Source organism: Enterobacter cloacae complex sp. P47BA, from assembly GCF_014930485.1.
GTDB classification, from domain to species: Bacteria; Pseudomonadota; Gammaproteobacteria; order Enterobacterales; family Enterobacteriaceae; genus Enterobacter; species Enterobacter bugandensis.
Map to the genome: position 1 here is coordinate 1 of NZ_JADBRF010000031.1, position 26288 is coordinate 26288.

Genomic DNA, 26288 nt, shown 5'->3' on the forward strand with positions numbered 1-26288 from the left:
CAGTTGTAAGTGTCTACCATGTCCCCGAACAAGTGTTCACTATGTCCCCGGACCGTACACCCTCAAGGGAGAGGGGGCCGTCTGTGCAAGCAATATTTGGTGGGGATCCCTCAGCCCAAAGGGAGAGGGAGTACAAATCGTCCAAAATTTAACCTTGAAATGGTCAACCCATTACCGCTATCCTTATCTCCGTTAAATTTCTCGCTCTGGAGCGCCCCCCAAAAATGAACAAACACGACTGATGAATTTCGATCCTTGCTAAACGCCACCGCGTGGGCAGGGGATGTTTTGATTTCATTCAGGAGTGCTTATGGCTCATTTTGCGCAGTCCCCTTCTTTTATTTTGCATCAGGTCACCTGTCAGTTTGCGACGGGCGATACCCTTTTTGGTCCGCTGAGTTTTTCTCTGGAGCCGTCTCTGTGCGCTCTGGTTGGCCGTAACGGCAGCGGGAAAACGCGTCTGCTGCGTCTGCTGGCGGGGCTTGATGAGCCTGCAAGCGGGCATATTGAACGTACCGGAACACATGTCTATGTGGCTCAGCAGCAGGACATTTTGCCGCACACGACGCTGGCTGAGCTGCTCGGGTACGAGGCCATCTTCGCGGCGCGAGCGCGTATCGACAGCGGCGATTACCAGCCTGACGATCTGGAAATGCTTGATGGATTCTGGGATTTAGCTGAACGTCTTGGCGAGGCGTTTGCCCGGGCGAAACTTCCGCCGTTTGATCCAGATAAGCCAGCCGGTGAGCTCAGCGGCGGCGAGCGTATTCGCGCGCTGCTGTGCGGGGCATTTACGGCTGAAGCGGATTTCCTGCTGCTGGACGAACCGACTAACCATCTGGATCGACAAGGACGGGCGTGGTTCTACGACCAGCTTGCCCGTTATCAGGGCGGCGTGCTCGTCGCCTCCCATGACCGTGAGCTGCTGGCGCAGGTGCCGCGTATTCTTGAGCTGAGCAGCGGCGGCCTGCGCAGCTACGGCGGGAATTATGCGGATTATCAAACCCAGCGCGATGCCGAACAGCAGGCGGCCCGCGCGGTGCTGGAACATGCGGCCACGGAGCGCAAACGCACCCGCGCACGTATGCAAAAAGAGCATGACGACAGCCAGCGGCGCTCGGCAAAAACATTACGCACCGTCGATACCCTGAATATCGCGTCGTTTGAACGCGTCAAATACAAAGGCGCGGCAAAGGAACGTATCGGCACCTGGAAAAAACAGCACAGCGAGCAAAATGAAGCCCTGAATGCCGCGGTAAACAAGGCGCGTGAGCGGGTTGAAGAAGATAACCCGGTGATGTTTACCCTGCCGGGGAGTCAGATCCCGGAAGGTAAACAGGTGCTGGTGCTGGAAGATCTGGTGCTGCCGCATGTGCCTGTTCCTCCGCTTAGCTGGCGGATGGACGGGCCAATGCGCGTGGCGCTAAAAGGTCCGAACGGCTGCGGGAAATCGACGCTGTTGAAAGCCATCCTCGGCGACATTAGTCCACGCTCAGGAACCTGCAAGGTGTCGGTCAGCTGTGCTTATCTCGATCAGCATCTTTCCCGGCTCGATCTGTCGCAGTCGGTCATGACGCACCTCAACCTGGGCAATACGCCCCTGGAAGAGGGTATGTTACGCACCCGTTTAGCCCAGCTTCAGCTGGGGGCCGACAAAGTCTCGCTCCCGCTGGCGGAACTGAGCGGCGGTGAGCGTCTGAAGGCTGCGCTGGCCTGCGTGCTTTGGCGCGGGGAGGCCACGCAGCTCCTGTTGCTGGATGAACCGACCAACCATCTGGATCTGGCTTCAGTGCAGGCTATTGAAGCGGCGCTGGCTGGTTTCCCCGGCGCGCTGCTGGTGGTGTCACACGATGATGCGTTTTTAAAAGGGTTAACGCTGACGCACGAGATGGTGTGGGAAGAGACGGGCTGGCGTTTCGAGAGCCTTTAAACACAAGCCCCCGCAACGGCGGGGGCATTCAATCTTCACTACGCTATCTGTTTGCTGAGTGCAGGGTTGGCCTGAATCAGGCGCATCAGCTTTAACTCGGTTGGGGTGGGTTTCTCTCGTTTTGACTCCCACTCCAGCACCATAGCCACGCTGACACCCATCGCTCTGGCGAATTCTTCAGTTTTCAGTCCTGTCCCTTTGCGCAATTGCTCATATTCTGTAAAGGGATTGGATTTTTGTTGCAGGGTAATGGCCTGCGGTACATCTTTAAAAACGATCTGTTCCAGACTGCTCAGCAGCTCAAACTCAGGATCTTTATATTCCATTGAGAACTCCTCTTAAATCTCACATCGTGATCAAGAACATCAGAGAGCCAATTAAGAATAGTCCCTAATACAAACCAAGGATCGTCACGGCTGTGATTAATCGTGCGGTAACGATCGCTTTACGCGATTCAGCTATCTGGATAATTATGCTAATTCCCTGATTAACCATATGTCGGCTTCGCCAGGTATTTTTTTGTAAATAGTAAGAAATAAATCGGCAATAGTCGTTTTACATGAAAAGAGTATCTTGCAAGGCTGACCTGGACTATCCTTGTCAGCGTCGGGCACGCGTGTGCCGGTGTGCGCTTTTTTGGGTGAAAGGAGTAATAAAATGGCGACAGGAAAGTCCTGCTCTCGCTGGTTTGCGCCTATTGCGGCGTTGTTGATGGTTGTTAGCCTGAGTGGGTGTTTTGATAAAGAAGGCGATCAGCGCAAAGCGTTTATCGATTTTCTGCAGAATACAGTGATGCGCAGCGGCGAGCGTTTGCCGACGCTGACTGCGGATCAGAAAAAACAGTTTGGCCCATTTGTGTCCGATTACGCCATTCTTTATGGATATTCACAGCAGGTGAGCCAGGCGATGGACTCCGGTATCCGCCCGGTAGTGGATAGCGTGAACGCCATTCGTGTTCCCCAGGATTATATGACTCAGCGCGAGCCGCTGCGACAGTCCAACGGTGCGCTCGGCGTGCTGAGCCAGCAGCTGCAAAATGCGAAAATGCAGGCTGACGCGTCACGTTCTGCGCTGAAGCAGGGCGAGGATCTCAAACCGGTCTTCGATAAAGTGTATGAGAAAGTAGTGACGAAACCGTCTGAAGCGATACAACCGCTGATTCCGGCCGCGCAGGTCTTCACTCAGCAGCTGGTTCAGGTCGGGGATTTCATCTCGCAGCAGGGGACACAGGTGAGCTTTGTTGCCAACGGCATTCAGTTCCCAACCTCGCAGCAGGCAAGTCAGTACAATACGCTGATTGGGCCGCTGGCCGCCCAGCACCAGGCCTTTAGCCAGGCGTGGAGCGCAGCAGTCGCTGCCACAGAATAAACCGAAAAACCCCGCCTCAGGCGGGGTTTTTTTCGGCATTCAGAAAATAACGCTTGTCATTCCTCTACCACATCGGTATAACTGTTCGCGTCGGTTTGTTACACAGACCTAAAGCAGTTTAGTAAAGCAGTCCAGATTGTTATCCATAGATACCCTTCGTAGTGACCCTTCCTTCATCGCTTAAAAATCTGTAACGCAATCCATCAAGCCGGAAGGCACAATATATTTGTTAATAAGGTAATTTCTATGTCTGCTAAAATGACTGGTCTGGTTAAATGGTTCAACGCTGATAAAGGTTTCGGCTTCATCACTCCTGACGATGGCTCTAAAGACGTGTTCGTACACTTCTCTGCTATCCAGAACGATGGCTACAAATCTCTGGACGAAGGTCAGAAAGTTTCCTTCACCATCGAAAGCGGCGCTAAAGGCCCAGCAGCTGGTAACGTTGTAAGCCTGTAAGCTTCCAACCCAGTAGCACAAAATTCAAAAACCCGCCTTCTGGCGGGTTTTTTCGTTTCTACTGTTGGATCTGCGGGTTAACGCAGTTCCTGTCTACTTTTCCAGCAAGCGCGGCTATCAGGTTATCTACTGCCGTCGCCGCCATATTGTAGCGCGTCTCGTGGGTAGCAGAGCCGATATGTGGCAGGGCGACGACGTTTGGCATGCTCAGCAGTGGGGAGTCCACCGGAAGCGGCTCCTGCTCAAACACGTCCAGACCCGCGGCGTGGATCTCGCCGCTTTGCAGCGCTTCAATCAGCGCCTGCTCATCCACCACCGGACCGCGACCCGCGTTGATGAAGATGGCGGACTTCTTCATTTTTTCAAACGCTGATTTGCCAATCAGATGGCGCGTTTCATCCGTCAGTGGCAGGATCAGGCAAACAAAATCGGCTTCCTGCAGCAGCGTATCCAGCTCGCAGTAACGCGCGTTGAAGCGTTCTTCTGCTTCGCTGTGATGACGGCGCGCGTTATACAGAATCGGCATGTTGAAGCCGAAATGCGCGCGCTGCGCCAGCGCCAGCCCGATACGCCCCATACCCACGATGCCCAGCGTTTTGCCATGCACATCCACGCCGAACCAGTCCGGCCCAATGCTTTTCGTCCATTCGCCGGCTTTCACACGCTCGGCCACTTCCACCACGCGACGGGCCGTGCTGAGCACCAGCGCCATCAGCGTATCTGCCACGGTTTCCGTCAGGGCATGCGGCGTGTGCATCAGCAGGATTTTACGGGCGTTCAGGGCATCCACGTCGAAATTGTCATAACCCACGGAAACGGTTGAGGTAGCACGAAGCTTCGGCATTTTCTCCAGCAGGGCGACATCCACTTTTTCGCTTGAACCCAGCAGGCCTTCGGCGCTGGCGAACGCATCGGCGTGCTGCGCCACGGTCTCCGGGCTCAGGTTCTTCACCTGCGTAACGGTGAAGTGTTCTTCCAGGCGTTTCTGCAGATCTTCCGGCAGAGCTTTATACAAAATGACGGACGGCTTCATGCTAATCTCCGTTGATTTTTAAGGATTCAGGCGTGGCGTGCGCCGATGAGGTGCTGTTGATTATTAGCAGGCTTAACAATCAAAGTAAGCCACACGGAGGCGAAAAGCGCTACCCCCATAAAGATGTACGACGCGGATGGGCTGCCGGTCACACCGTTCAGATAGCCGACGAACCAGGATCCGCAGAACGACCCCAGCGCGCCCATACTGTTAATCAATGCCATTGCACCGCCCGCGACGTTACGCGGCAGCATTTCCGGGATGATGGCAAAAAACGGACCGTACGGGGCGTACATGGCGGCACCGGCAATCACCAGCAGGGTATAAGAGGCCCAGAAGTGATTCGCGCCCACGGCCCACGAGCCGATGAAGGCGAAAGCGGCAATCAGCAGCAGCGGCCAGACGAACAGCTTGCGGTTTTGCAGCTTGTCCGACGCCCAGGAGACAACGATCATCGCGATGGTCGCCGCGAGATACGGTACGGAAGAGAGCCAGCCCACTTCCACCATGCCAAGGTTCTCGCCGCCGCTGCGGATAATCGACGGCAGCCACAGCACAAAGCCGTACACGCCGATACTCCAGGTAAAGTACTGCGCGCAGAGCAGGATAACGTTGCGGGAGCGGAACGCTTCGCCGTAGTTGCGTACCGCCTTCAGCTCCTGCTGCTCTTTATCCAGCTGCGCCTGCAGCGCGGCTTTTTCATCTTCGGAAAGCCACTTCGCCTGGGCAGGCTTATCTTTTACCAGCACCCACCAGCAGAATGCCCAGATAATTGCGGGTACCCCTTCGATGATAAACATCTCGCGCCAGCCGAAGGACTGAATCAGGTAGCCGGAGACTACCGACATCCACAGTACGGTGACCGGGTTACCGAGGATCAGGAAGGTGTTCGCGCGTGAACGTTCAGATTTGGTAAACCAGTTGCTTATGTAAATCAGCATCGCCGGCATGACCGCTGCCTCAACGACGCCGAGAATAAAGCGAATGGCCGCCAGAGCAGGAATATTGTCCACCACGCCGGTCAGTGACGCGCAGGCGCCCCACAGGATCAGACAGATGAAGATCAGCTTACGCACGCTGCGGCGTTCCGCGTAAATCGCGCCGGGGATCTGGAAGAAGAAGTAGCCCAGGAAGAAAAGGGCACCCAGCAGGGATGAAATACCTTTGGTGATGCCGAGGTCTTCGGTGATCCCCGCTGCGGATGCGAAACTGAAGTTGGCACGATCGAGGTACGCCAGGCTGTACGTGATAAACACGATTGGCATGATGTACCACCAGCGTTTTACTGCATTGGTCGAACTGTTCATAGGCTTGCCTCTGTTGTTGAGGTTGTTACCGCCGTTGTCTGTAGGGTACACGGTGGCTTAATTATTTGGTGTGGCATGCTGCCCTCACCCTGGCCCTCTCCCACAGGGAGAGGGAATTTAAACGCCGAGCTCTGCTCGCGTTGGCAATCCTTCGCTGTCGCCCTGCACCTGAATCGCCAGCGAGCCAATCTTATTGCCCCGCGCGACGGCCTGCTGCAGCGGTTTGCCTTCCAGCAGGGCGCTAATGACGCCTACGGCAAAGCCATCGCCCGCGCCGACGGTATCGACAACGTTCTCGACCTTCACCGCCGCGACCGCGCCCTGTTCGCCGTCGGCCGTTTTGAACCATGCACCATCGGCACCGGTCTTCAGCACCACCGCTTTTACCCCTTGATTCAGATAGAAATTAGCAATGCCTTCCGGCGTATTTTCACCCGTCAGAATCATCCCCTCTTTCAGGCCCGGCAGAACCCAGTCCGCCTGGAACGCAAGGCGGTTCAGCTTCTCGACCATTTCCGCTTCGCTTTTCCACAGCACCGGGCGCAAATTCGGATCGAAAGAGATCGTTTTGCCCAGCGACTTCATGGTCGTTGCCGCATGGTCCAGCAGTTCATAGGAACTGTCAGAGAGCGCCGCCGCCACGCCGCTCAGGTGCAGATGGCGCGCGGAGGCAAAATAGCCAGCGTGGTAATCTTCCTTTGAGAGATGGCTTGCCGCCGAACCTTTGCGGAAATACTCCACGATGGGATCGGTTCCATTCTCGACTTTAGATTTAAGCTGAAAGCCGGTAGGAAAGCGTCCGTCCAGGGTGACGCCTGCGGCATCAATATTCTCTTTTTTCAGCGAGTCGAGAACGAAATGGCCAAAGCTGTCATCCCCCACGCGGCTGACCCAGCCGACGTTCAGACCGAGACGCGCCAGGCCGGTCGCGACGTTCAGCTCTGCGCCCGCTACGCGTTTGATAAAGTGCTCTACCGCGCTCAGTTCGCCCGTTTCGGTCGCGACAAACATCGCCATAGCCTCGCCGATCGTGATGGCATCCAGCGTTTTGTGCATGATTTACTCCTCGCGCAGCAGGTTGACGTAATGACGGGTAACGGCGGTTAAATCCGCCCCTTCCAGCGGGAACTCAATACCGCGCGGAGCATCTGCAGGCAGCTGGCCGAGCAGATCCAGCCAGCGCGCGTCTGCGCGGTCCGGCGCCACGGCGCGGAAGTTATCTTTATGCGGAACGGCGGCTTTAACGTGGATATAGCTCACCGCAGGGGCCAGGTGATGTGCGGCCTCTTCGGGGGAGTCGCCGACCCACAGCCAGTTGCCCATGTCGAAGGTCAGCGTGACGGGCAACGCCATTTCCCGACAGGCGGCCTGGAAGCGCCGCATGGGCGCGAGCTGCCCGCAGTCGGTCTGATCGTTCTCCACAACAAGCGCCATACCGCTGGCATTCAGCAGGGCGCGCAGGGCGTCGAGAGGCTGTGTGTCGCTGAAATGGCCCAGGGAAACCTTCAGCCACAGGGCGTTAAGGGTGTTGGCCTCAGAGAGATAGCGGGGCAGGTCCGGGTTAAGGGTGCCGTCGGCCATAAACAGGGCGGCGGGTGCGGAGTAGCACGCCAGCAGACCCATTAGCTCGATGGATTCGCTCAGGGCAGGCAGCGCCAGCAGCTCTTCGCTGTTAAACAGTTCGCGGCGGATCTCCACGCCGTCTGCACCTGCGCCTGCAATAACGGGGAGCATCGCCCGCTGACCGCCTGCCTGTCGCACCTGTTCCGCGCCATACGCGGCGGTGACCACCATGATTTTCCTGCCCATCTTCGGACTCCATCGCAACATATGAATACTATTACGCTAGATGGAACCGGTTCCAAAGAAAAGATCAGGATGTCGAATTTATGATCGCTATCACAAGGGGGAATTAACGGGCGGTGGAGCCGCGAACGATCAGCTCGCCGGAGAAGACCTGCTCGCGTACGGCATCGCGGGTGCCTTCAATACGACGAATCACTTGTTCTACAGCGGCATAGCCAATCTGCCAGGTGGGTTGTTTAAGGGTCGTAATACCCACGCCAGCGAGCTCCGCCCACTCCAGCTCATCAAAGCCCAGCAGACCGATATCGCTGCCCCAGTGCAGGCCAATGCGCTTGAGCGAGCGGGCGACCTGAAGCGTCAGCGCCCCGTTGGCGGAAATAACGGCTTTGCGCATCCCGCGATGGCGGGTATGGAACTGGCGCAGGGTGTTGTCGATCTGGTCGGCTTCGTGAAGCGGTGTTTCGGCATTTTCGGCGATCGCACCGGGATAACGCGCAAGCGTGGCGCGAAATGCCGCCAGGCGGTCGCGTCGGGTATTTACCATGCCCAGCGGTTCGCTCAGAAAAAGAATCGCTTCGAAGCCCTGTTCAATCAGGTGCTCGGTTGCGGTTGTAGCTGCCTGGGTGTTATCCAGCCCGACGACATCGCAGGCGAATTCCGGGATTTTACGGTCGATGAGGACCATTGGCAGGGAGGACTGCTGCAGGCGGTTCAGGCCCTCTTCACGCATGCCTACTGCGTTAACCACAATCCCTTCCACCTGGTAGCTGCGCAGCAGATCGAGGTAGTGCAGCTCCTGGTCGACTTCGTTGTTGGTATTACAGACCAGCGGCGTGAAGCCCTTCTCGCGGCAGGCGGCCTCGATACCGCTGAGGACGTTGACGGAGTAGGGGTTGGTGATATCGGCGATAATAAGGCCGATCAAACGGGTGCGACCGCGTTTGAGCCCGCGCGCCATCAGGCTGGGACGATAGTCGAGATCGGCAATGGCCTGTTCAATACGCGCCAGCAATGCGTCGGACAGCAGATGTTTCTCGCCGTTAAGGTAGCGCGAAATGCTGGTTTTACCGGTTTTGGCGGCTTTCGCCACGTCGCTGATGGTGGCCCGGGCTGGTTTGCTCATCGCTGATTTCCCTGAATTTAGTGAGAATACCTTAGCGGGAAAATCTGGCGAATCAAGCATTTTGCCGGGTGGAGGTGCGCTTACCGGAGGTTGCGGTCTGATGCCCTCACCCCAACCCTCTCCCACGGGAGAGGGCGCAGACACTAAAAACGGCAACGGGGTTGCCGTTTTGCTTTTACCTACTGCACAGGACTCAACGTAATCTCTACGCGACGGTTTTGCGCTTTACCTTCCGCCGTGCTGTTGCTGGCGATAGGGTTGGCAGGGCCCATGCCGCTGGTGCGGATGCGGTTTGCTTCAACGCCCTGGGTTATCAGGGAGCTGGCCACGGAATCGGCACGTTGCTGAGACAGACGCATGTTCAGATCCTGGCTGCCGGTGCTGTCGGTGTAGCCAATCACGTTCACGGCGGTCTTGTTGTACTCTTTCAGCACCATCGCCACGCCGGTCAGGGTGTTCGCGCCCGCGGGTTTCAGCGTGGCGCTGCTGCTGTCAAAGGTCACATTGTTCGGCATGTTCAGGATGATATTATCGCCGCTGCGGGTGACGCTCACGCCGGTTCCCTTCATTTTGTCGCGCAGTTTCGCTTCCTGCACGTCCATGTAATAACCGACGCCGCCGCCCAGCGCCGCGCCTGCCGCTGCGCCAATCAGCGCACCTTTGCCGCGGTCTTTCTTGGAGGAGGAGAGCGCCCCAACGCCTGCGCCGACCAGCGAGCCGATACCTGCGCCGATGCCGGATTTACCCGCTTCGCGCTCACCGGTGTAAGGGTTGGTTGTGCAGCCAGAAACAGCCAGTGCACCGCTCACCAGAGCGGCAATAACGAGTACGCGTTTTTTCATCTTCTTTCCTTAATCCTTTTTATTCTTTGCCACGGCGAGCGTGGCAGTTGATTATGACGTCCAGATACGGAGAAAATTCCGGGTATAACTCTGAAATTTGTGACAAACCATAAACGGCCTCAACGAGAAGGCCGTAAACCTGCACGCAACCAGGAGCGCACGCTTGAGCACCTCAACAAAAACCATTCTGACCGCCGCCCACTGGGGGCCGATGCTGGTCGAAACCGATGGCGAAAATGTTCTGTCGTCCCGTGGGGCACTGCCAACACAACATCCCAATTCGTTACAGACCGTCGTACGCGATCAGGTGCACAGCAAAACGCGCGTGCGCTGGCCGATGGTGCGCAAAGGTTTTCTGGCCTCGCCGGATAAGCCGCAGGGGATCCGTGGTCAGGATGAGTTTGTTCGCGTGAGCTGGGACGATGCGCTGGCGCTGATCCATACGCAGCATAAGCGCATTCGCGACAGCTATGGCCCATCGTCCATTTTTGCCGGCTCCTATGGCTGGCGCTCGAACGGCGTGCTGCACAAGGCCTCGACCCTGCTGCAGCGCTACATGAGCCTGGCCGGGGGCTATACCGGTCATCTGGGAGACTATTCGACCGGCGCGGCGCAGGCGATCATGCCGTACGTCGTGGGAGGAAACGAAGTGTACCAGCAGCAGACCAGCTGGCCGCTGGTGCTGCAGCACACCGACGTGGTGGTGCTGTGGAGCGCCAACCCGCTGAACACGCTGAAAATTGCCTGGAATGCCAGCGACGAGCAGGGGATGGGGTATTTCGACGCGCTGCGCAAAAGCGGCAAACGCATCATCTGCATTGATCCGATGCGTTCTGAAACCATGGACTTCTTCGGCGACAGCGCCGAGTGGATTGCTCCGCATATGGGCACCGACGTGGCGATGATGCTGGGTATCGCCCATACGCTGGTGGAGAACGGCTGGCACGACCGCGATTTCCTCGCCCGGTGCACCTCCGGCTTCGACAAATTCGCCGACTACCTGACGGGCCAATCTGATGGGGTAGTGAAAACGGCAGAGTGGGCCGCGGAAATTTGTGGCGTTCCAGCCGCTAAAATCCGCGAACTGGCGGCACTGTTCCATAAAAATACCACGATGTTAATGTCCGGCTGGGGGATGCAGCGCCAGCAGTTCGGCGAGCAGAAACACTGGATGCTGGTGACCCTTGCCGCGATGCTAGGACAGATCGGTACGCCGGGCGGCGGTTTTGGTCTTTCTTATCACTTTGCGAACGGCGGTAACCCAACGCGTAAAGCGGCGGTGCTGGCGTCCCTGCAAGGCTCGGTGCAGGGCGGCGTGGATGCCGTGGATAAAATCCCGGTGGCACGAATCGTTGAAGCCCTGGAAAACCCGGGCGGTTTTTATCAGCATAACGGTCTGGACCGCCACTTCCCGGACATTAAGTTTGTCTGGTGGGCGGGCGGGGCAAACTTCACGCACCATCAGGATACCAATCGCCTGATCCGCGCCTGGCAAAAGCCGGAGCTGGTGGTGATTTCCGAGTGCTTCTGGACCGCCTCGGCCAAACATGCCGATATCGTGCTGCCGGCGACCACGTCGTTTGAGCGTAACGATCTCACCATGACCGGCGATTACAGCAACCAGCATATGGTGCCGATGAAGCGCGTGGTGGCCCCGCGTGATGAAGCGCGTGATGATTTTGACGTGTTTGCTGAACTGAGCGAGCTCTGGGAAGCGGGCGGTCGCGAACGCTTTACCGAAGGGAAAAATGACCTGCAGTGGCTGGAGAGTTTCTACCAGATCGCCGGACAGCGCGGTGCGGCGCAGGGCGTGACGCTTCCGCCATTTGCTGAATTCTGGGAGGCGAACCAGATTCTCGAAATGCCGGAAAGCGAACAGAACGCCCGATTTGTCCGTTTCGCCGATTTCCGTCGCGACCCGGAAAACCATCCGCTGAAAACCGAGAGCGGCAAGATTGTGATCTACAGCGAGCGCATCGCCAGCTTTGGATATGCCGATTGTCCGCCACACCCTTCGTGGCTGGAGCCGGACGAGTGGCACGGCAACGCTCAGCCGGCGCAGCTGCAGGTGCTGTCTGCCCATCCGGCGCATCGTCTGCACAGTCAGCTTAACTACACCTCTCTGCGCGAGCAGTATGCGGTCTCCGGGCGGGAGCCAATTACGCTGAATACTTTAGACGCCAAAGCGCGTGGGATTGCGGACGGTGACGTGGTGCGCGTCTGGAACCAGCGTGGACAGGTGCTGGCAGGGGCGGTGGTCAGCGACGGGATTAAGCCAGGCGTGATCTGTATTCATCAGGGAGCCTGGCCCGACCTTGAGCCCACCGAAGGTGGGATCTGTAAAAACGGGGCGGTTAACGTGCTGACCAAAGATCTCCCCAGCTCGAAGCTGGGGAATGGTTGCGCAGGGAACACGGCGCTGGCCTGGGTCGAGAAATATGAAGGGCCCGAGCTTACCTTAACGGCGTTTGATCCGCCTGCCAGCTCATGATCCACGTCGGGTGTTGGGTGTCATCCTGCCAGGCGCTGTCTTCAATGCGAAAGCCCTGAGCATGGTAGAAATTCACCGCCCGGACGTTTTTCTGATACACCTCCAGGGTTAAGTGCGGGAAGCGCTGTTGAACATGGTTCAGCAGCGCGCGCCCGATGCCTTTTCCGATATACGCTGGCGTAACGAACAGCGCCCCCACAAACTGCGACTGTATGACGCTGATAAAACCGCGCGGCGTGCCGTTCTCCTCCCAGACCCAGGTTTCGGCGGCGGGAAGGTATTCATCCCGCACCAGCGCTTCGTTCGCTTTCCAGTAGGCGGCGTCGATAAACGGATGCGCCTCGGTGGTGCTCTCAAGCCACAGTCTCAGGAGCTGAGCGGTATTCTCACTGTGCCATTTGCGGATCATGGTTGCCCTCCGGGTGGCAGATGCAGCCCGTAATATGGTCATTGACCAGCCCGCAGGCTTGCATAAAGGAGTAACAGATGGTGGTGCCCACAAACTTGAAGCCGCGTTTTTTCAGCGCTTTCGACAGGGCATCCGAGGCAGGGGTTGAGGTTGGGATCTCTGCAAGCGTGGCGGCCCGCGTCACCTTCGGCTCGTTATCCACAAACGACCAGACAAATGCTGAGAAGGGTTCGCCGTTTTGCTCCATCGCCAGATAAGCCCGCGCGTTACCGATAATGGCCTGAATTTTACCGCGATGGCGGATGATACCGGGATTCAGAACCAGCCTTTCCACGTCGTCGTCGGTCATGGCGGCTACCGCAGCCGGATTGAACCGGTGGAAGGCATTGCGGTAGTTCTCACGCTTTTTCAGAACGGTGATCCACGACAGACCGGCCTGCTGGCCTTCAAGGCAAATCATTTCAAACAGTTTTTCACCGTCGGTTTCCGGTACGCCCCATTCCTTGTCGTGATAATCGATATAAAGCTGATCCTGGCTTACCCAACCGCAACGTTGCATAGGTCATCTCCCTTCCTGATACGATAAACGCAAAAATTTCAATCTGCCCGGCTTGACGAGTCTGCTAAAGAGACAATAGTTAATACAGGGCTATATGCCCCAATACCTCTTCGAACAATGACATATATCGCCGAACTCGGCTCTTTCTGGAGTCGCTTTGATGATGATAAAAAAAATCAGTGGTCGCCATGCTGCTTCTGGCCTGGTGGGCGTTTCAGCCTGCCTGCTTATATGTAACACCGCTTTTGCGTGGCAACAGGAATATATCGTTTCAGATGCACAAAGTAATACGACAGAACGCTATACATGGGACGCCGATCACCAACCTCGTTATGAAGATATTCTCGCGGAGCGTATTAACCATTCGCAGAATGCTGCGGGCTTTGCGCTGAACGACCCATCCGGTTCGGATGCGGAAACCGTTCTGAGCGTTGGCTGGAATTTTCCCGTGGCGGGGCATATCACAACCGGGCCGGTCATGGCGTGGCGCACAGAGGGCACTCCACCCTCAACGGTAAATACGTTTAGTGATTCAACCACCGCGCAGTCGCTTACCGAACCCCTCTGGCATGCCAGCGTGAACTCGCTGGGGTGGCGTGTTGATACCCAGTACGGCGATTTACACCCCTGGGCGAAGATCAGCTACAACCAGCTGTCGGAAGAAGAATATTTGTATACCCTGGGCTTAAGCGCCAAATTTTAGGGTTGTTACTTTTTTAAACGCTGCGGTAACATATTTAATACAATAACGGCGAGGGTTGTGGTGATAGTGGTCACTCACCTTTGAACGTTTTCTTCTCCGGCAAGGTCGTTCATTCCCGCTTCCAGGCATTTCATTCCGTTTCTCCTGCATTTCATGCCGTTTTACCCCTGGCGTTTTGGGGTTTTGTTTATCGTGTCCTCAGCGAATTTCCTTAATTTCTCTTGCAGGATACTGCCATGAACACCTCAACCTATAACCGCACGCGTTGGCTGACGCTATTCGGCACCATCATTACCCAGTTCGCACTGGGTTCGGTTTATACCTGGAGTCTGTTTAACAGCGCCTTGTCTGATAAGCTCGGCGCGCCGATAAGCCAGGTGGCATTCTCCTTCGGCTTGCTGAGTCTTGGATTAGCGATTTCCTCTTCCGTGGCGGGCAAACTTCAGGAACGCTTCGGCGTGAAGCGCGTGACCATGGCCTCCGGCATTCTGCTGGGCCTGGGCTTTTTCCTGACGGCGCATTCCAGCAACCTGATGATGCTGTGGCTGAGCGCCGGCGTGCTGGTGGGGCTGGCGGACGGCGCAGGTTACCTCCTGACGCTGTCGAACTGCGTGAAGTGGTTCCCGGAGCGTAAAGGCTTAATCTCCGCGTTTGCTATCGGCTCCTATGGCCTGGGCAGCCTTGGCTTTAAATTTATCGACTCTCAACTGCTGGCGTCCGTTGGCCTCGAAAAAACGTTCATGATCTGGGGGGCTATTGTCCTGGTGATGATTCTGTTTGGCGCCACGCTGATGAAAGATGCCCCGCAGCAGGAAGTGAAAACCGTTAACGGCGTGGTGGAGAATGATTTCACCCTCGCGCAGTCCATGCGTAAACCGCAGTACTGGATGCTGGCGGTGATGTTCATGACGGCCTGCATGAGCGGTCTGTATGTCATCGGTGTGGCGAAAGATATCGCGCAGGGGATGGTAAAACTGGATGCCGCGACGGCGGCGAATGCGGTGACGGTCATCTCCATTGCTAACCTCTCGGGTCGTCTGGTGCTCGGTATCCTGTCTGACAAAATCGCCCGCATCCGCGTGATTACGCTGGGGCAGGTCATCTCTCTGGTAGGCATGGCGGCGCTGCTGTTTGCACCGCTGAACGAGGCGACTTTCTTTGCGGCGATTGCCTGCGTCGCCTTTAACTTCGGCGGCACCATTACCGTTTTCCCGTCGCTGGTAAGCGAGTTCTTCGGCCTCAACAATCTGGCGAAAAACTACGGCGTCATTTATCTCGGCTTCGGTATCGGCAGTATCTGCGGGTCGCTGATTGCCTCGCTGTTCGGTGGCTTCTACGTGACCTTCTGCGTGATATTTGCCTTGCTGATTATCTCGCTGGCGCTGTCCACAACGATTCGTCAGCCACAGCGCGAAGTGTATAAAGAAGCGCATGCATGATTCGATGAAAAGGGGCCTCAGGGCCTCTTTTTTTTATCTCAACATCACTTCCGGACTTGTTATTTTGTAAAAAATTTCCTCGATCACACTCTCTGCTGCCACTTTTCTTTCCCGCTGTGGTCTACTTATCGCGCTTGTAGACGTTTCTGATAACGGTTTCGCTCGCATCTACTTACTCTGTCAGCTTTCTCACTGAGATTCGGCGGGTCTTTATACCCCTTCCCCCAGGGTTGTTTGCATGAAATATATTAGGTCTCTTACCCAGCAAAGATTGTGTCTGATGCTGGCTGTCTATATCGGTTTGTTTCTGAATGGCGCGGTACTGTTCAGACGTGTGGAAGGTTATTTCGAACACCTCAGCGTAAGAAATGGAATTTTTGCCGTCATTGAAGTGTTTGGCTCTATCCTGGCAACCTTCTTCCTGTTACGCCTGCTCTCGCTTTTTGGCCGACGTACATGGCAAATTCTGGCCTCGCTGGTGGTGATTATCTCTGCCGCCGCAAGCTATTACATGACATTCATGAACGTGGTCATTGGCTACGGTATCGTTGCCTCAGTGATGACCACGGACATCGACCTCTCGAAAGAGGTGGTGGGTCAAGGGTTCATCATATGGACGATTTTGACCTGCCTGATCCCGCTCTTCTTTATCTGGAGTAATACCTGCCGTTATACCCTGTTACGCCAGCTGCGTACCCGGGGACAGCGCATCCGCAACGTCGCCGTCGTTCTGCTGGCGGGCCTGCTGGTGTGGGCGCCGATTCGCCTGATGGAAAAACAGCAAAAACGGATCGAAAAAGCGACGGGCGTGGATATGCCGAGCTATGGCGGCGTGGTGGCTAACTCGTATCTGCCGTCCAACTGGCTGTCCGCGTTAGGTCTTTACGCCTGGGCGCAGGCGGACGAATCCAGCGATGTAAAATCGCTGATTAACCCGACCAAAAAGTTCACCTATCAGGCGCCGGCTGACGGGCTGGATGATACTTACGTAGTCTTTGTCATCGGTGAAACGACGCGCTGGGATCATATGGGTATCCTCGGTTATGACCGCGATACCACGCCGAAACTGGCGCAGGAGAAGAATCTGGTGGCTTACCGCGGCTATTCCTGCGATACCGCCACGAAGCTCTCGTTGCGCTGTATGTTTGTGCGTGAAGGCGGGGCGAGCGATAACCCGCAGCGTACCCTCAAAGAGCAAAACGTCTTTGCCGTGCTGAAGCAGCTTGGATTTAGCTCCGATCTGTTCGCCATGCAAAGTGAGATGTGGTTCTACACCAACACGCTGGCAGATAACATCGCGTATCGTGAGCAGATTGGTGCCGAGCCTCGCAACCGCGGGAAAAACGTGGACGACATGCTGCTGCTTGAGGAGATGTCCCAGTCTCTGAAGAATCACCCGCAGGGCAAACATCTCGTCATTCTGCATACCAAAGGGTCGCATTACAGTTATTACCAGCGTTACACGCGCGATTTCGCGAAATGGCAGCCTGAGTGCGTAGGCATTAATAAAGACTGCAGCAAGCAGGAGCTGATCAACGCCTACGATAACTCCATTCTGTATGTGGATACCTTCCTGAGCCGCGTGATTGACCAGCTGCGTGATAAAAAAGCGATTGTTATCTACGCCGCAGACCACGGTGAGTCCATTAATGAGAAAGAGCACCTGCACGGTACGCCGCGCAAGCTGGCACCGCCGGAGCAGTTCCGCGTGCCGATGCTCATGTGGATGTCGGATAAGTATCTTGAAAATCCGGAGAAAGCGAAGATGTTTGCTCAGCTTAAGAAAGAGGCGGAAATGAAGGTGCCGCGTCGTCACGTTGAGCTGTACGATACCATTATGGGTTGCCTCGGCTATACCTCACCGAATGGTGGGATTAACGAAAACAACAACTGGTGTAAACTCCCTGATAACACCGCAAAAGCCGCGCAGTAGCTGCTCTGGCGAGAATATCGCCAGTTGAATGGCTTTTTGAAAATAAGGGATTGACGGGGGCGCACCTCAGCAGTAAGATGCGCTCCGCATTCGGCGAGTAGCGCAGCTTGGTAGCGCAACTGGTTTGGGACCAGTGGGTCGGAGGTTCGAATCCTCTCTCGCCGACCACATTCTGAAAAGGGCTAACCGCAAGGTTAGCCCTTTTTGCATTAACAGCTTACTCATCCTGATTCAGTAAAATGCCCCTTATCCCCGCTTCTTCCTGCCTGTTAACGATTTTGTGACATAATCCATTGTATTTTTTTATATATAGATTGATCTTTTTTCGCGTTGCTTATGGATAACCTCAGCATTTTTCGCTGTGCGTTTTAACGTTCGCGGTATTTAGTGCTCAGATAATCACCATTCTGCAAGAAAATTTACCCATTCTGAATAAAAGTTAATCACTGATTGTTGCGAAATATGAAGATATTTGTGCTGCAAGTTGGCGAGTAGCATAAATTTCCCTGCTGAAAACTGGCGTTCAGGGTTTTTTTAATCTTTGTTTGCGGTTTCTCACACTCGGCGCAAATCCCCGTCACCTGTATTGACGTTTTCACATTCTGTTGACAGATTGTAGGGCATGAGGGGCATTTCAGGGACGATCTGCGCTGCAACTCAAACGCTCTTCTGAAAGGATTCTCCATCCCTTTAACGCCTTCGGGCACCTCCGACCGGACCGGGTAAAAAATAAATAAAGGTCTGGCGGCGTAACACAACAAAGCAAAACATCACATTGGAGCAGAATAATGAGTATTTCCTTGAAGAAGTCAGGGATGCTGAAGCTTGGTCTGAGCCTGGTGGCTATGACCGTGGCAGCAAGCGTACAGGCAAAAACCCTGGTTTACTGTTCTGAAGGCTCGCCGGAAGGCTTTAACCCACAGCTCTTTACCTCTGGTACGACTTACGACGCAAGCTCTGTACCGATCTATAACCGTCTGGTTGAATTCAAAACCGGCACCACGGAAGTGATTCCGGGTCTGGCCGAGAAGTGGGACATCAGCGAAGACGGCAAAACCTATACCTTCCACCTGCGCCAGGGCGTGAAGTGGCAGGACAGCAAAGAATTCAAACCAACGCGCGACTTTAACGCCGACGACGTTGTGTTCTCCTTCGACCGTCAGAAAAACGCCCAGAACCCGTACCACAAAGTGTCTGGCGGCAGCTACGAATACTTCGAAGGGATGGGTCTGCCTGACCTGATCGCCGAAGTGAAAAAAGTAGACGATAAAACCGTTCAGTTCGTGCTGACCCGTCCTGAAGCGCCATTCCTGGCTGACCTGGCCATGGACTTCGCCTCTATTCTCTCTAAAGAGTATGCGGACAACATGCTGAAAGCCGGCACGCCGGAAAAAGTGGACCTGAACCCAATCGGTACCGGCCCGTTCCAGCTGCTGCAGTACCAGAAAGACTCCCGTATTCTGTATAAAGCGTTCCCGGGCTACTGGGGCACCAAGCCGCAGATCGACCGTCTGGTCTTCTCCATCACGCCTGACGCATCCGTGCGTTACGCTAAACTGCAGAAAAATGAATGCCAGGTGATGCCGTACCCGAACCCGGCAGATATCGCGCGCATGAAGCAGGACAAGAACATCAACCTGATGGAGCAGGCGGGCCTGAACGTAGGCTATCTCTCCTTCAACACCGAGAAGAAACCGTTTGATGACGTGAAAGTACGTCAGGCGCTGACCTACGCGGTGAACAAAGAAGCGATCATCAAGGCCGTTTACCAGGGCGCGGGCGTTGCTGCCAAGAACCTGATCCCACCAACCATGTGGGGCTATAACGACGACGTTAAGGACTACAGTTACGATCCTGAGAAAGCGAAAGCGCTGCTGAAAGAAGCGGGCCAGGATAAAGGCTTTACCGTCGAGCTGTGGGCGATGCCGGTACAGCGTCCGTACAACCCGAACGCACGCCGTATGGCGGAAATGGTTCAGGCTGACTGGGCGAAAATTGGCGTTCAGGCCAAGATTGTGACCTACGAGTGGGGCGAGTATCTGAAGCGCGCCAAAGCGGGTGAGCACCAGGCGGTAATGATGGGCTGGACCGGTGACAACGGGGATCCGGACAACTTCTTCGCCACCCTGTTCAGCTGTGCGGCAGCGAAAGACGGCTCTAACTACTCTCGCTGGTGCTACAAGCCGTTTGAAGACCTGATCCAGCCGGCGCGTGCGACCGACGATCACAACAAACGTATTGAACTCTACAAGCAGGCTCAGGTTGTTATGCACGATCAGGCTCCGGCGCTGATTGTTGCTCACTCCACCGTGTATGAGCCAGTGCGTAAAGAAGTGAAGGGCTACGTGGTTGATCCACTGGGCAAACACCACTTCGAAAACGTATCGGTTGAATAATTAAAAGCAACGCCAGGCGGCGCTGCGCTTGCACTGGCCTACGGTATGTAGGCCGGGTAAGCGTAGCGCCACCCGGCAGCAGTGCTTTATTGCCTCTCTGAAAGGGGAGGGAATAAGATTTGTGAGCAATACAGACGTCACGCCACTGGCCGTGCGTCATCAGAGAGAATCCGGGTTATGTTGCAGTTCATCCTCCGACGTCTGGGACTTGTTATCCCGACGTTTATCGGTATCACCCTTCTCACTTTTGCCTTCGTCCATATGATCCCCGGCGACCCGGTAATGATTATGGCGGGCGAGCGTGGTATTTCCCCTGAACGTCATGCGCAGCTGCTGGCTGAACTCGGCCTCGATAAGCCGATGTGGCAGCAGTACCTCCACTATATCTGGGGCGTGATGCACGGTGACTTAGGGATTTCGTTAAAAAGCCGTCTTCCGGTGTGGGACGAGTTCGTGCCGCGTTTTAAAGCGACGCTGGAGCTTGGCATCTGCGCCATGATTTTCGCCACTGCGGTGGGTATTCCTGTTGGGGTACTGGCTGCCGTTAAGCGTGGCTCTATTTTCGACCATACCGCCGTGGGTCTGGCGCTGACCGGTTACTCCATGCCTATCTTCTGGTGGGGCATGATGCTGATCATGCTGGTCTCGGTGCAATTGAACCTGACGCCGGTCTCCGGACGCGTCAGCGATATGGTCTTCCTTGATGATACCAATCCGTTAACCGGCTTTATGCTGATCGACACGGCCATCTGGGGCGAGGAGGGCAACTTCATTGATGCCGTTGCGCACATGATCCTGCCTGCCATGGTGCTGGGCACCATTCCTCTGGCGGTGATCGTGCGTATGACCCGTTCCTCCATGCTGGAAGTGCTGGGTGAAGATTACATCCGTACCGCGCGCGCCAAAGGTTTAACCCGCATGCGCGTCATCATCGTCCACGCGCTGCGTAACGCCATGCTGCCGGTGGTGACCGTTATCGGCCTCCAGGTGGGTACGCTGCTGGCGGGGGCGATCCTGACGGAAACCATCTTCTCCTGGCCGGGCCTCGGACGCTGGCTGATTGATGCGCTGCAACGCCGTGACTATCCGGTGGTGCAGGGTGGGGTGCTGCTGGTCGCGACGATGATTATCCTCGTCAACCTGCTGGTCGATTTGCTGTACGGCGTGGTGAACCCGCGTATTCGTCATAAGAAGTAAGGGGCCATCATGTCACAGGTTTCTGAAAACAAAACTGTTGCTGCACCGGTTCCAATGACGCCGCTGCAGGAGTTCTGGCACTACTTCAAGCGCAATAAAGGCGCGGTAGTCGGGCTGGTGTATGTCGCTATCATGATCCTGATTGCGGTGTTTGCGAACTTTCTGGCGCCATATAACCCGGCGGATCAGTTCCGCGATGCGCTGCTGGCACCTCCTGCCTGGCAGGACGGCGGTAGTCTGGCGCACCTGCTGGGTACCGATGATGTGGGCCGCGATGTGCTGTCGCGTCTGATGTACGGCGCGCGTTTGTCGCTGCTGGTTGGCTGTCTGGTGGTGGTGCTCTCCCTGATTATGGGGATCATCCTCGGCCTGGTTGCCGGTTACTTCGGCGGCATCGTTGATAACATCATTATGCGTATCGTCGACATCATGCTGGCGCTGCCAAGCCTGCTGCTGGCTCTGGTGCTGGTGGCGATCTTCGGCCCGTCGATCGGTAACGCCGCCCTGGCGCTGACCTTCGTGGCGCTTCCTCACTATGTGCGATTAACACGCGCGGCGGTGCTGGTGGAGGTGAACCGCGACTACGTCACCGCCTCTCGCGTGGCGGGTGCCGGTGCGATGCGCCAGATGTTCGTTAATATCTTCCCTAACTGCCTTGCGCCGCTGATCGTTCAGGCGTCGCTCGGTTTCTCTAACGCCATTCTTGATATGGCCGCTCTTGGCTTCCTGGGCATGGGTGCGCAGCCGCCAACACCGGAGTGGGGCACTATGCTCTCCGACGTGTTGCAGTTCGCACAAAGCGCCTGGTGGGTTGTCACCTTCCCGGGTCTGGCAATCCTGCTGACGGTGCTGGCATTTAACCTGATGGGTGATGGCCTGCGTGATGCGCTTGATCCCAAACTGAAGCAGTAAGAGGCACGAGATGGCGTTATTAAATGTAGATAAATTATCGGTGCACTTCGGCGACGAAGGCACCCCGTTTCGCGCCGTGGACCGCATCAGCTACAGCGTCAATCAGGGCGAAGTGGTTGGTATCGTCGGGGAGTCCGGTTCCGGTAAGTCGGTGAGTTCACTGGCAATCATGGGGCTGATTGATTACCCGGGCCGCGTGATGGCGGAAAACCTGCAGTTCAACGGTCAGGACCTGAAGCGCATTTCTGAGAAACAGCGCCGCCAGCTGGTGGGCGCCGAAGTGGCGATGATCTTCCAGGACCCGATGACCAGCCTGAACCCGTGCTACACGGTCGGCTTCCAGATTATGGAAGCGATTAAGGTGCACCAGGGTGGTAACAAGAAAACCCGTCGCCAGCGCGCGATCGACCTGCTGAACCAGGTGGGTATTCCTGACCCGGCATCGCGGCTGGACGTATACCCGCACCAGCTTTCCGGTGGGATGAGCCAGCGCGTGATGATCGCCATGGCGATTGCCTGTCGACCAAAGCTGCTGATTGCGGATGAACCGACAACGGCGCTGGATGTGACCATCCAGGCGCAAATCATCGAGCTGCTGCTGGAGTTGCAGCAGAAAGAGAACATGGCGCTGGTGCTGATTACGCACGATCTGGCGCTGGTGGCCGAAGCGGCACACAAGATCATCGTGATGTACGCGGGCCAGGTGGTTGAGACCGGAAATTCGCACGATATCTTCCGCGCGCCGCGTCATCCGTATACGCAGGCACTGCTGCGCGCGCTGCCGGAGTTTGCTCAGGACAAAGCGCGCCTGGCGTCGCTGCCGGGCGTGGTTCCGGGTAAATATGACCGTCCGCAGGGCTGTCTGCTGAACCCGCGCTGCCCGTATGCCACGGACAAATGCCGCGTTGAGGAGCCTGAGCTGAATCTGCTGGCCGACGGTCGACAGTCAAAATGCCACTACCCACTCGATGATGCCGGGAGGCCAACACTATGAGTACGCAACAGGCCACCACGCAGCAGCCGCTGTTGCAGGCCATCGACCTGAAAAAACACTACCCGGTGAAAAAGGGGATTTTTGCCCCTGAACGCCTGGTGAAAGCGCTGGACGGCGTGTCATTTACCCTTGAACGCGGTAAAACGCTGGCGGTGGTGGGGGAGTCAGGCTGCGGGAAATCGACGCTGGGCCGTCTGCTGACGATGATTGAAGTCCCGACCGGCGGTGAGCTCTATTATCAGGGCCAGGATCTGCTCAAGCACGATCCGCAGGCGCAGAAGCTGCGCCGCCAGAAAATCCAGATTGTGTTCCAGAATCCGTACGGTTCTTTGAACCCGCGTAAAAAAGTGGGACAGATCCTGGAAGAGCCCCTGCTGATTAACAGCAATCTGAGCAAAGAGCAGCGCCGTGAAAAAGCGCTGGCAATGATGGCGAAGGTCGGCCTCAAAACCGAGCATTATGACCGCTACCCGCATATGTTCTCCGGCGGCCAGCGTCAGCGTATCGCCATCGCCCGCGGGCTGATGCTCGATCCGGATGTGGTGATTGCCGATGAGCCGGTTTCGGCGCTCGACGTGTCCGTGCGCGCGCAGGTGCTGAACCTGATGATGGATCTCCAGCAGGATCTGGGGCTGTCTTATGTGTTCATCTCTCACGACCTGTCGGTGGTGGAGCATATTGCCGATGAAGTGATGGTGATGTATCTGGGGCGCTGCGTGGAAAAGGGGACCAAAGAGCAGATCTTTAGTAATCCTCGTCATCCGTACACCCAGGCGCTGCTGTCTGCGACGCCGCGTCTGAACCCGGACGATCGTCGCGAGCGCATTAAGCTGACGGGTGAACTGCCAAGTCCGCTGAATCCGCCGCCGGGGTGTGCCTTCAACGCGCGCTGCAGCCGCCGCTTTGGCCCGTGCACCCAGCTTCAGCCGCAGCTGAAGGATTATGGCGGTCAGCTGGTAGCCTGCTTTGCGGTCGATCAGGATGAAAATGGCGAGAAGCCGCACGCATAACGAAAAAAACCGGCGCTAAGCCGGTTTTTTTTATGTCTGCCAGACTATTTTCGCAGGCGAATCTGGTCGACGGCGTGCTTCTCGCTCTTGGTGAGGATCAGGCTCGCACGCTCGCGCGTCGGGAGGATGTTCTCTTTGAGGTTCACGTAGTTGATCTCATTCCACAGCCCCGTTGCTACCTTGATCGCTTCTTCTTCAGAAAGCTGAGCATAATGGTGGAAATAGGAGTCCGGGTCGGTGAATGCCCCTTCGCGGAACTTCAGGAAGCGGTTGATATACCAGTTCTGTAGCAGATCTTCCGGCGCATCAACATAGATAGAGAAATCGACGAAATCCGAAACGAACACATGATGTGGGTCATGAGGATAGTCCATGCCGCTTTGCAGCACGTTCAAACCTTCAAGGATCAGGATATCCGGCTGGACTACCGTTTTATCCCCATCCGGGATGCGGTCGTAAATCAGGTGTGAATAGACCGGCGCGGTCACGTGTGGCACGCCGGATTTCAGATCGGAGACAAACTTCACCAGACGGTGCATATCATAAGAGAGCGGGAAGCCCTTCTTCTTCATCAACCCGCGTTCTTTTAATACTTCATTTGGATGCAGGAAGCCGTCGGTGGTGATCAACTCAACGCTGCGGTGTTCCGGCCAGCGGCTCAGCAGCGCCTGCAGCACGCGTGCGGTAGTGCTTTTACCCACGGCCACGCTGCCCGCAATACTAATGATATAAGGAATGCGCTGACCATTGGTTCCGAGGAACTGCTCCAGCACCGCCTGACGGCGCAGGTTGGAGCTGATATAGAAGTTAAGCAAGCGAGAGAGGGGGAGATAAATTTCTGCCACCTCTTCCAGGGACAGATCTTCGTTTATCCCTTTTAACCGTGCGATTTCACCTTCCGTCAGCGTCATAGGGACGGAATCACGCAGGGCAGCCCACTGGCTGCGGTTAAAGTGAAGATAAGGCGTCATTAACGTTTGCTCTTTTTTGCTCATAAGCATGCTTCAGTGAGCCAGCGCTATGCTGCCGGGACGTGGCTCATCACACAGTTAATTTTGGACAATGGGCAGGAGGTTAACACCAGATGGCGGGAATAATAAGAAAAAAGATGGAAAGCGCTGCGTTACGCGGAAGCCGTCACGCTACGGTGTATGCGATGTAAATCATGCCTGTATGTTGATTATTTGACCCGGAATGACTACTTTTACATCGCTTAGCGCTGCGTTCGCATAAAATGTGAGCGAAAGAACGTTTTATGCAAATTTTTAGTTGCATGACCGCGCAGGTATCCATAGAATGCGCGCTACTTGATGCCGACTTAGCTCAGTAGGTAGAGCAACTGACTTGTAATCAGTAGGTCACCAGTTCGATTCCGGTAGTCGGCACCATCAAGTCCGGTGGGGTTCCCGAGCGGCCAAAGGGAGCAGACTGTAAATCTGCCGTCACAGACTTCGAAGGTTCGAATCCTTCCCCCACCACCACTTTCTGGCAGCGTAAATGCCGCCGGAGCTGGTTGGAAAAATTAGCCAGCTCAAACTGAAAAAGAGAGAAATCTCTTTTTTTGTTACAGAAAGAACTGGGTAGCCGAGTTTCAGGATGCGGGCATCGTATAATGGCTATTACCTCAGCCTTCCAAGCTGATGATGCGGGTTCGATTCCCGCTGCCCGCTCCAATACGTGCTGATATGGCTCAGTTGGTAGAGCGCACCCTTGGTAAGGGTGAGGTCCCCAGTTCGACTCTGGGTATCAGCACCACTTCACTTCTCCTTCCCGTTTCTCTCTGTTTCAATTTTACTGTATTCAACAATTCAGGCATTTCGCCTGGTTGATGTGGTGATATCACCGATTTATCCGTGTCTTAGAGGGACAATCGATGTCTAAAGAAAAGTTTGAACGTACAAAACCGCACGTTAACGTCGGTACTATCGGCCACGTTGACCATGGTAAAACAACGCTGACCGCTGCAATCACTACCGTTCTGGCTAAAACCTACGGTGGTTCTGCTCGTGCATTCGACCAGATCGATAACGCACCAGAAGAAAAAGCTCGTGGTATCACCATCAACACCTCTCACGTTGAGTACGACACCCCGACTCGCCACTACGCACACGTAGACTGCCCAGGCCACGCCGACTATGTTAAAAACATGATCACCGGTGCTGCGCAGATGGACGGCGCGATCCTGGTTGTTGCTGCGACTGACGGCCCAATGCCTCAGACTCGTGAGCACATCCTGCTGGGTCGTCAGGTAGGCGTTCCTTTCATCATCGTGTTCCTGAACAAATGCGACATGGTTGATGACGAAGAGCTGCTGGAACTGGTAGAGATGGAAGTTCGTGAACTGCTGTCTCAGTACGATTTCCCGGGCGACGACACT

At 55.7% G+C, this 26288-nt stretch carries 23 protein-coding genes and 5 tRNA genes; 18 read left to right on the top strand and 10 right to left on the bottom strand.

Annotated features, from left to right (window positions below):
* Nucleotides 1-310 precede the first annotated feature (310 nt).
* Nucleotides 311-1930, top strand: coding sequence for an ABC-F family ATP-binding cassette domain-containing protein (locus IM299_RS21855; RefSeq protein WP_193358101.1), 1620 nt, complete (start codon nt 311-313; stop codon nt 1928-1930).
* Between the two features lie 38 nt (nt 1931-1968).
* Here the strand turns inward: IM299_RS21855 and IM299_RS21860 are convergent, their stop codons facing one another.
* Complete coding sequence (locus IM299_RS21860; protein ID WP_028015078.1) at nt 1969-2256, bottom strand: HTH-type transcriptional regulator; 288 nt, start codon at nt 2254-2256, stop codon at nt 1969-1971.
* Between the two features lie 331 nt (nt 2257-2587).
* Here IM299_RS21860 and IM299_RS21865 point away from each other — a divergent pair, with 331 nt between their 5' ends.
* Nucleotides 2588-3298, top strand: coding sequence for a DUF3053 domain-containing protein (locus IM299_RS21865; RefSeq protein ID WP_041911609.1), 711 nt, complete (start codon nt 2588-2590; stop codon nt 3296-3298).
* Nucleotides 3299-3544: 246 nt separating this feature from the next.
* Complete coding sequence (gene cspA / locus IM299_RS21870) at nt 3545-3757, top strand: RNA chaperone/antiterminator CspA (protein ID WP_003860775.1); 213 nt, start codon at nt 3545-3547, stop codon at nt 3755-3757.
* Nucleotides 3758-3815: 58 nt separating this feature from the next.
* Here cspA and ghrB read toward each other — a convergent pair whose 3' ends face one another.
* From ghrB to IM299_RS21900, 6 genes are all read right to left on the bottom strand, one after another.
* Nucleotides 3816-4790: a glyoxylate/hydroxypyruvate reductase GhrB gene (gene ghrB / locus IM299_RS21875; RefSeq protein WP_041911608.1), complete on the bottom strand. Its 975-nt coding sequence runs from the start codon at nt 4788-4790 to the stop codon at nt 3816-3818.
* A gap of 26 nt (nt 4791-4816) precedes the next feature.
* Nucleotides 4817-6097 (bottom strand): MFS transporter, encoded by a 1281-nt coding sequence (locus IM299_RS21880; protein WP_193358102.1) that lies wholly within the window; start codon nt 6095-6097, stop codon nt 4817-4819.
* A gap of 117 nt (nt 6098-6214) precedes the next feature.
* Nucleotides 6215-7153, bottom strand: a complete 939-nt coding sequence (locus tag IM299_RS21885; protein ID WP_193358103.1) for a sugar kinase — start codon at nt 7151-7153, stop codon at nt 6215-6217.
* Nucleotides 7154-7156: 3 nt separating this feature from the next.
* Entirely contained in the window at nt 7157-7906 is a 750-nt protein-coding gene (locus IM299_RS21890) for a sugar phosphate isomerase/epimerase (protein ID WP_193358104.1), read from the bottom strand.
* Between the two features lie 103 nt (nt 7907-8009).
* The gene (locus IM299_RS21895; RefSeq protein ID WP_028015084.1) at nt 8010-9026 is read right to left on the bottom strand and encodes a LacI family DNA-binding transcriptional regulator; all 1017 of its coding nucleotides are present in this window, start codon (nt 9024-9026) and stop codon (nt 8010-8012) included.
* Between the two features lie 179 nt (nt 9027-9205).
* Complete coding sequence (locus tag IM299_RS21900; RefSeq protein WP_041911604.1) at nt 9206-9868, bottom strand: OmpA family lipoprotein; 663 nt, start codon at nt 9866-9868, stop codon at nt 9206-9208.
* Nucleotides 9869-10079: 211 nt separating this feature from the next.
* On the opposite strand from IM299_RS21900, the gene IM299_RS21905 reads away from it, so the two are divergent.
* The gene (locus IM299_RS21905) at nt 10080-12359 is read left to right on the top strand and encodes a molybdopterin guanine dinucleotide-containing S/N-oxide reductase (RefSeq protein ID WP_255518224.1); all 2280 of its coding nucleotides are present in this window, start codon (nt 10080-10082) and stop codon (nt 12357-12359) included.
* On the opposite strand, the gene IM299_RS21910 is transcribed toward IM299_RS21905, so the two are convergent.
* Together IM299_RS21910 and tag are read right to left on the bottom strand one after the other, a co-directional pair.
* Nucleotides 12322-12768, bottom strand: a complete 447-nt coding sequence (locus IM299_RS21910) for an N-acetyltransferase (RefSeq protein ID WP_041911602.1) — start codon at nt 12766-12768, stop codon at nt 12322-12324. The genes IM299_RS21905 and IM299_RS21910 overlap by 38 nt on opposite strands.
* Nucleotides 12746-13327 carry a DNA-3-methyladenine glycosylase I gene (gene tag / locus IM299_RS21915; RefSeq protein ID WP_028015087.1) on the bottom strand — a complete coding sequence of 194 codons (582 nt, stop codon included), beginning with the start codon at nt 13325-13327 and terminating at the stop codon, nt 12746-12748. The genes IM299_RS21910 and tag overlap by 23 nt, the downstream gene beginning before the upstream one ends.
* A gap of 160 nt (nt 13328-13487) precedes the next feature.
* Here tag and IM299_RS21920 point away from each other — a divergent pair, with 160 nt between their 5' ends.
* The 9 genes from IM299_RS21920 to dppF all read left to right on the top strand — a co-directional run bounded on the left by IM299_RS21920 (nt 13488) and on the right by dppF (nt 23911).
* Nucleotides 13488-14030, top strand: a complete 543-nt coding sequence (locus tag IM299_RS21920; protein WP_193358106.1) for a lipase — start codon at nt 13488-13490, stop codon at nt 14028-14030.
* A 236-nt stretch (nt 14031-14266) separates the two neighbouring features.
* Nucleotides 14267-15469, top strand: a complete 1203-nt coding sequence (locus tag IM299_RS21925; RefSeq protein WP_193358107.1) for an MFS transporter — start codon at nt 14267-14269, stop codon at nt 15467-15469.
* A 238-nt stretch (nt 15470-15707) separates the two neighbouring features.
* Nucleotides 15708-17402 carry a kdo(2)-lipid A phosphoethanolamine 7''-transferase gene (eptB, locus tag IM299_RS21930; protein WP_048958445.1) on the top strand — a complete coding sequence of 565 codons (1695 nt, stop codon included), beginning with the start codon at nt 15708-15710 and terminating at the stop codon, nt 17400-17402.
* Between the two features lie 91 nt (nt 17403-17493).
* Nucleotides 17494-17570, top strand: a tRNA-Pro gene (locus tag IM299_RS21935).
* Between the two features lie 620 nt (nt 17571-18190).
* The gene (gene dppA, locus IM299_RS21940) at nt 18191-19798 is read left to right on the top strand and encodes a dipeptide ABC transporter periplasmic-binding protein DppA (protein ID WP_028015091.1); all 1608 of its coding nucleotides are present in this window, start codon (nt 18191-18193) and stop codon (nt 19796-19798) included.
* 177 nt (nt 19799-19975) lie between these two features.
* A complete protein-coding gene (gene dppB / locus IM299_RS21945; protein ID WP_028015092.1) occupies nt 19976-20995 on the top strand; it encodes a dipeptide ABC transporter permease DppB in 1020 nt (339 codons plus the stop codon).
* 9 nt (nt 20996-21004) lie between these two features.
* Nucleotides 21005-21907: a dipeptide ABC transporter permease DppC gene (dppC, locus tag IM299_RS21950; protein ID WP_048958444.1), complete on the top strand. Its 903-nt coding sequence runs from the start codon at nt 21005-21007 to the stop codon at nt 21905-21907.
* 10 nt (nt 21908-21917) lie between these two features.
* Nucleotides 21918-22901 (top strand): dipeptide ABC transporter ATP-binding protein, encoded by a 984-nt coding sequence (dppD, locus tag IM299_RS21955; RefSeq protein WP_041911597.1) that lies wholly within the window; start codon nt 21918-21920, stop codon nt 22899-22901.
* The gene (gene dppF, locus IM299_RS21960; RefSeq protein ID WP_028015094.1) at nt 22898-23911 is read left to right on the top strand and encodes a dipeptide ABC transporter ATP-binding subunit DppF; all 1014 of its coding nucleotides are present in this window, start codon (nt 22898-22900) and stop codon (nt 23909-23911) included. The genes dppD and dppF overlap by 4 nt, the downstream gene beginning before the upstream one ends.
* A 44-nt stretch (nt 23912-23955) precedes the next feature.
* Here dppF and coaA read toward each other — a convergent pair whose 3' ends face one another.
* On the bottom strand, nt 23956-24906 hold the full coding sequence (coaA, locus tag IM299_RS21965; RefSeq protein WP_045630289.1) for a type I pantothenate kinase: 951 nt from the start codon (nt 24904-24906) through the stop codon (nt 23956-23958).
* 317 nt (nt 24907-25223) lie between these two features.
* Here coaA and IM299_RS21970 point away from each other — a divergent pair.
* From IM299_RS21970 to IM299_RS21990, 5 genes are all read left to right on the top strand, one after another.
* Nucleotides 25224-25299, top strand: a tRNA-Thr gene (locus IM299_RS21970).
* An 8-nt stretch (nt 25300-25307) separates the two neighbouring features.
* A tRNA-Tyr gene (locus tag IM299_RS21975) sits at nt 25308-25392 on the top strand.
* 117 nt (nt 25393-25509) lie between these two features.
* Nucleotides 25510-25584, top strand: a tRNA-Gly gene (locus IM299_RS21980).
* 6 nt (nt 25585-25590) lie between these two features.
* Nucleotides 25591-25666, top strand: a tRNA-Thr gene (locus IM299_RS21985).
* Between the two features lie 118 nt (nt 25667-25784).
* A partial coding sequence (locus IM299_RS21990; RefSeq protein ID WP_154827315.1) for a GTP-binding protein occupies nt 25785-26288 on the top strand: 504 nt, incomplete at its 3' end.

What these genes read in the sequence shown, in the direction of transcription:
- IM299_RS21855 (WP_193358101.1), top strand. Translation starts at nt 311, where the DNA reads ATGGCTCATTTTGCGCAGTCCCCTTCTTTTATTTTGCATCAGGTCACC.
- IM299_RS21860 (WP_028015078.1), bottom strand. Translation starts at nt 2,256, where the DNA reads ATGGAATATAAAGATCCTGAGTTTGAGCTGCTGAGCAGTCTGGAACAG.
- IM299_RS21865 (WP_041911609.1), top strand. Translation starts at nt 2,588, where the DNA reads ATGGCGACAGGAAAGTCCTGCTCTCGCTGGTTTGCGCCTATTGCGGCG.
- cspA (WP_003860775.1), top strand. Translation starts at nt 3,545, where the DNA reads ATGTCTGCTAAAATGACTGGTCTGGTTAAATGGTTCAACGCTGATAAA.
- ghrB (WP_041911608.1), bottom strand. Translation starts at nt 4,790, where the DNA reads ATGAAGCCGTCCGTCATTTTGTATAAAGCTCTGCCGGAAGATCTGCAG.
- IM299_RS21880 (WP_193358102.1), bottom strand. Translation starts at nt 6,097, where the DNA reads ATGAACAGTTCGACCAATGCAGTAAAACGCTGGTGGTACATCATGCCA.
- IM299_RS21885 (WP_193358103.1), bottom strand. Translation starts at nt 7,153, where the DNA reads ATGCACAAAACGCTGGATGCCATCACGATCGGCGAGGCTATGGCGATG.
- IM299_RS21890 (WP_193358104.1), bottom strand. Translation starts at nt 7,906, where the DNA reads ATGGGCAGGAAAATCATGGTGGTCACCGCCGCGTATGGCGCGGAACAG.
- IM299_RS21895 (WP_028015084.1), bottom strand. Translation starts at nt 9,026, where the DNA reads ATGAGCAAACCAGCCCGGGCCACCATCAGCGACGTGGCGAAAGCCGCC.
- IM299_RS21900 (WP_041911604.1), bottom strand. Translation starts at nt 9,868, where the DNA reads ATGAAAAAACGCGTACTCGTTATTGCCGCTCTGGTGAGCGGTGCACTG.
- IM299_RS21905 (WP_255518224.1), top strand. Translation starts at nt 10,080, where the DNA reads ATGCTGGTCGAAACCGATGGCGAAAATGTTCTGTCGTCCCGTGGGGCA.
- IM299_RS21910 (WP_041911602.1), bottom strand. Translation starts at nt 12,768, where the DNA reads ATGATCCGCAAATGGCACAGTGAGAATACCGCTCAGCTCCTGAGACTG.
- tag (WP_028015087.1), bottom strand. Translation starts at nt 13,327, where the DNA reads ATGCAACGTTGCGGTTGGGTAAGCCAGGATCAGCTTTATATCGATTAT.
- IM299_RS21920 (WP_193358106.1), top strand. Translation starts at nt 13,488, where the DNA reads ATGATGATAAAAAAAATCAGTGGTCGCCATGCTGCTTCTGGCCTGGTG.
- IM299_RS21925 (WP_193358107.1), top strand. Translation starts at nt 14,267, where the DNA reads ATGAACACCTCAACCTATAACCGCACGCGTTGGCTGACGCTATTCGGC.
- eptB (WP_048958445.1), top strand. Translation starts at nt 15,708, where the DNA reads ATGAAATATATTAGGTCTCTTACCCAGCAAAGATTGTGTCTGATGCTG.
- dppA (WP_028015091.1), top strand. Translation starts at nt 18,191, where the DNA reads ATGAGTATTTCCTTGAAGAAGTCAGGGATGCTGAAGCTTGGTCTGAGC.
- dppB (WP_028015092.1), top strand. Translation starts at nt 19,976, where the DNA reads ATGTTGCAGTTCATCCTCCGACGTCTGGGACTTGTTATCCCGACGTTT.
- dppC (WP_048958444.1), top strand. Translation starts at nt 21,005, where the DNA reads ATGTCACAGGTTTCTGAAAACAAAACTGTTGCTGCACCGGTTCCAATG.
- dppD (WP_041911597.1), top strand. Translation starts at nt 21,918, where the DNA reads ATGGCGTTATTAAATGTAGATAAATTATCGGTGCACTTCGGCGACGAA.
- dppF (WP_028015094.1), top strand. Translation starts at nt 22,898, where the DNA reads ATGAGTACGCAACAGGCCACCACGCAGCAGCCGCTGTTGCAGGCCATC.
- coaA (WP_045630289.1), bottom strand. Translation starts at nt 24,906, where the DNA reads ATGAGCAAAAAAGAGCAAACGTTAATGACGCCTTATCTTCACTTTAAC.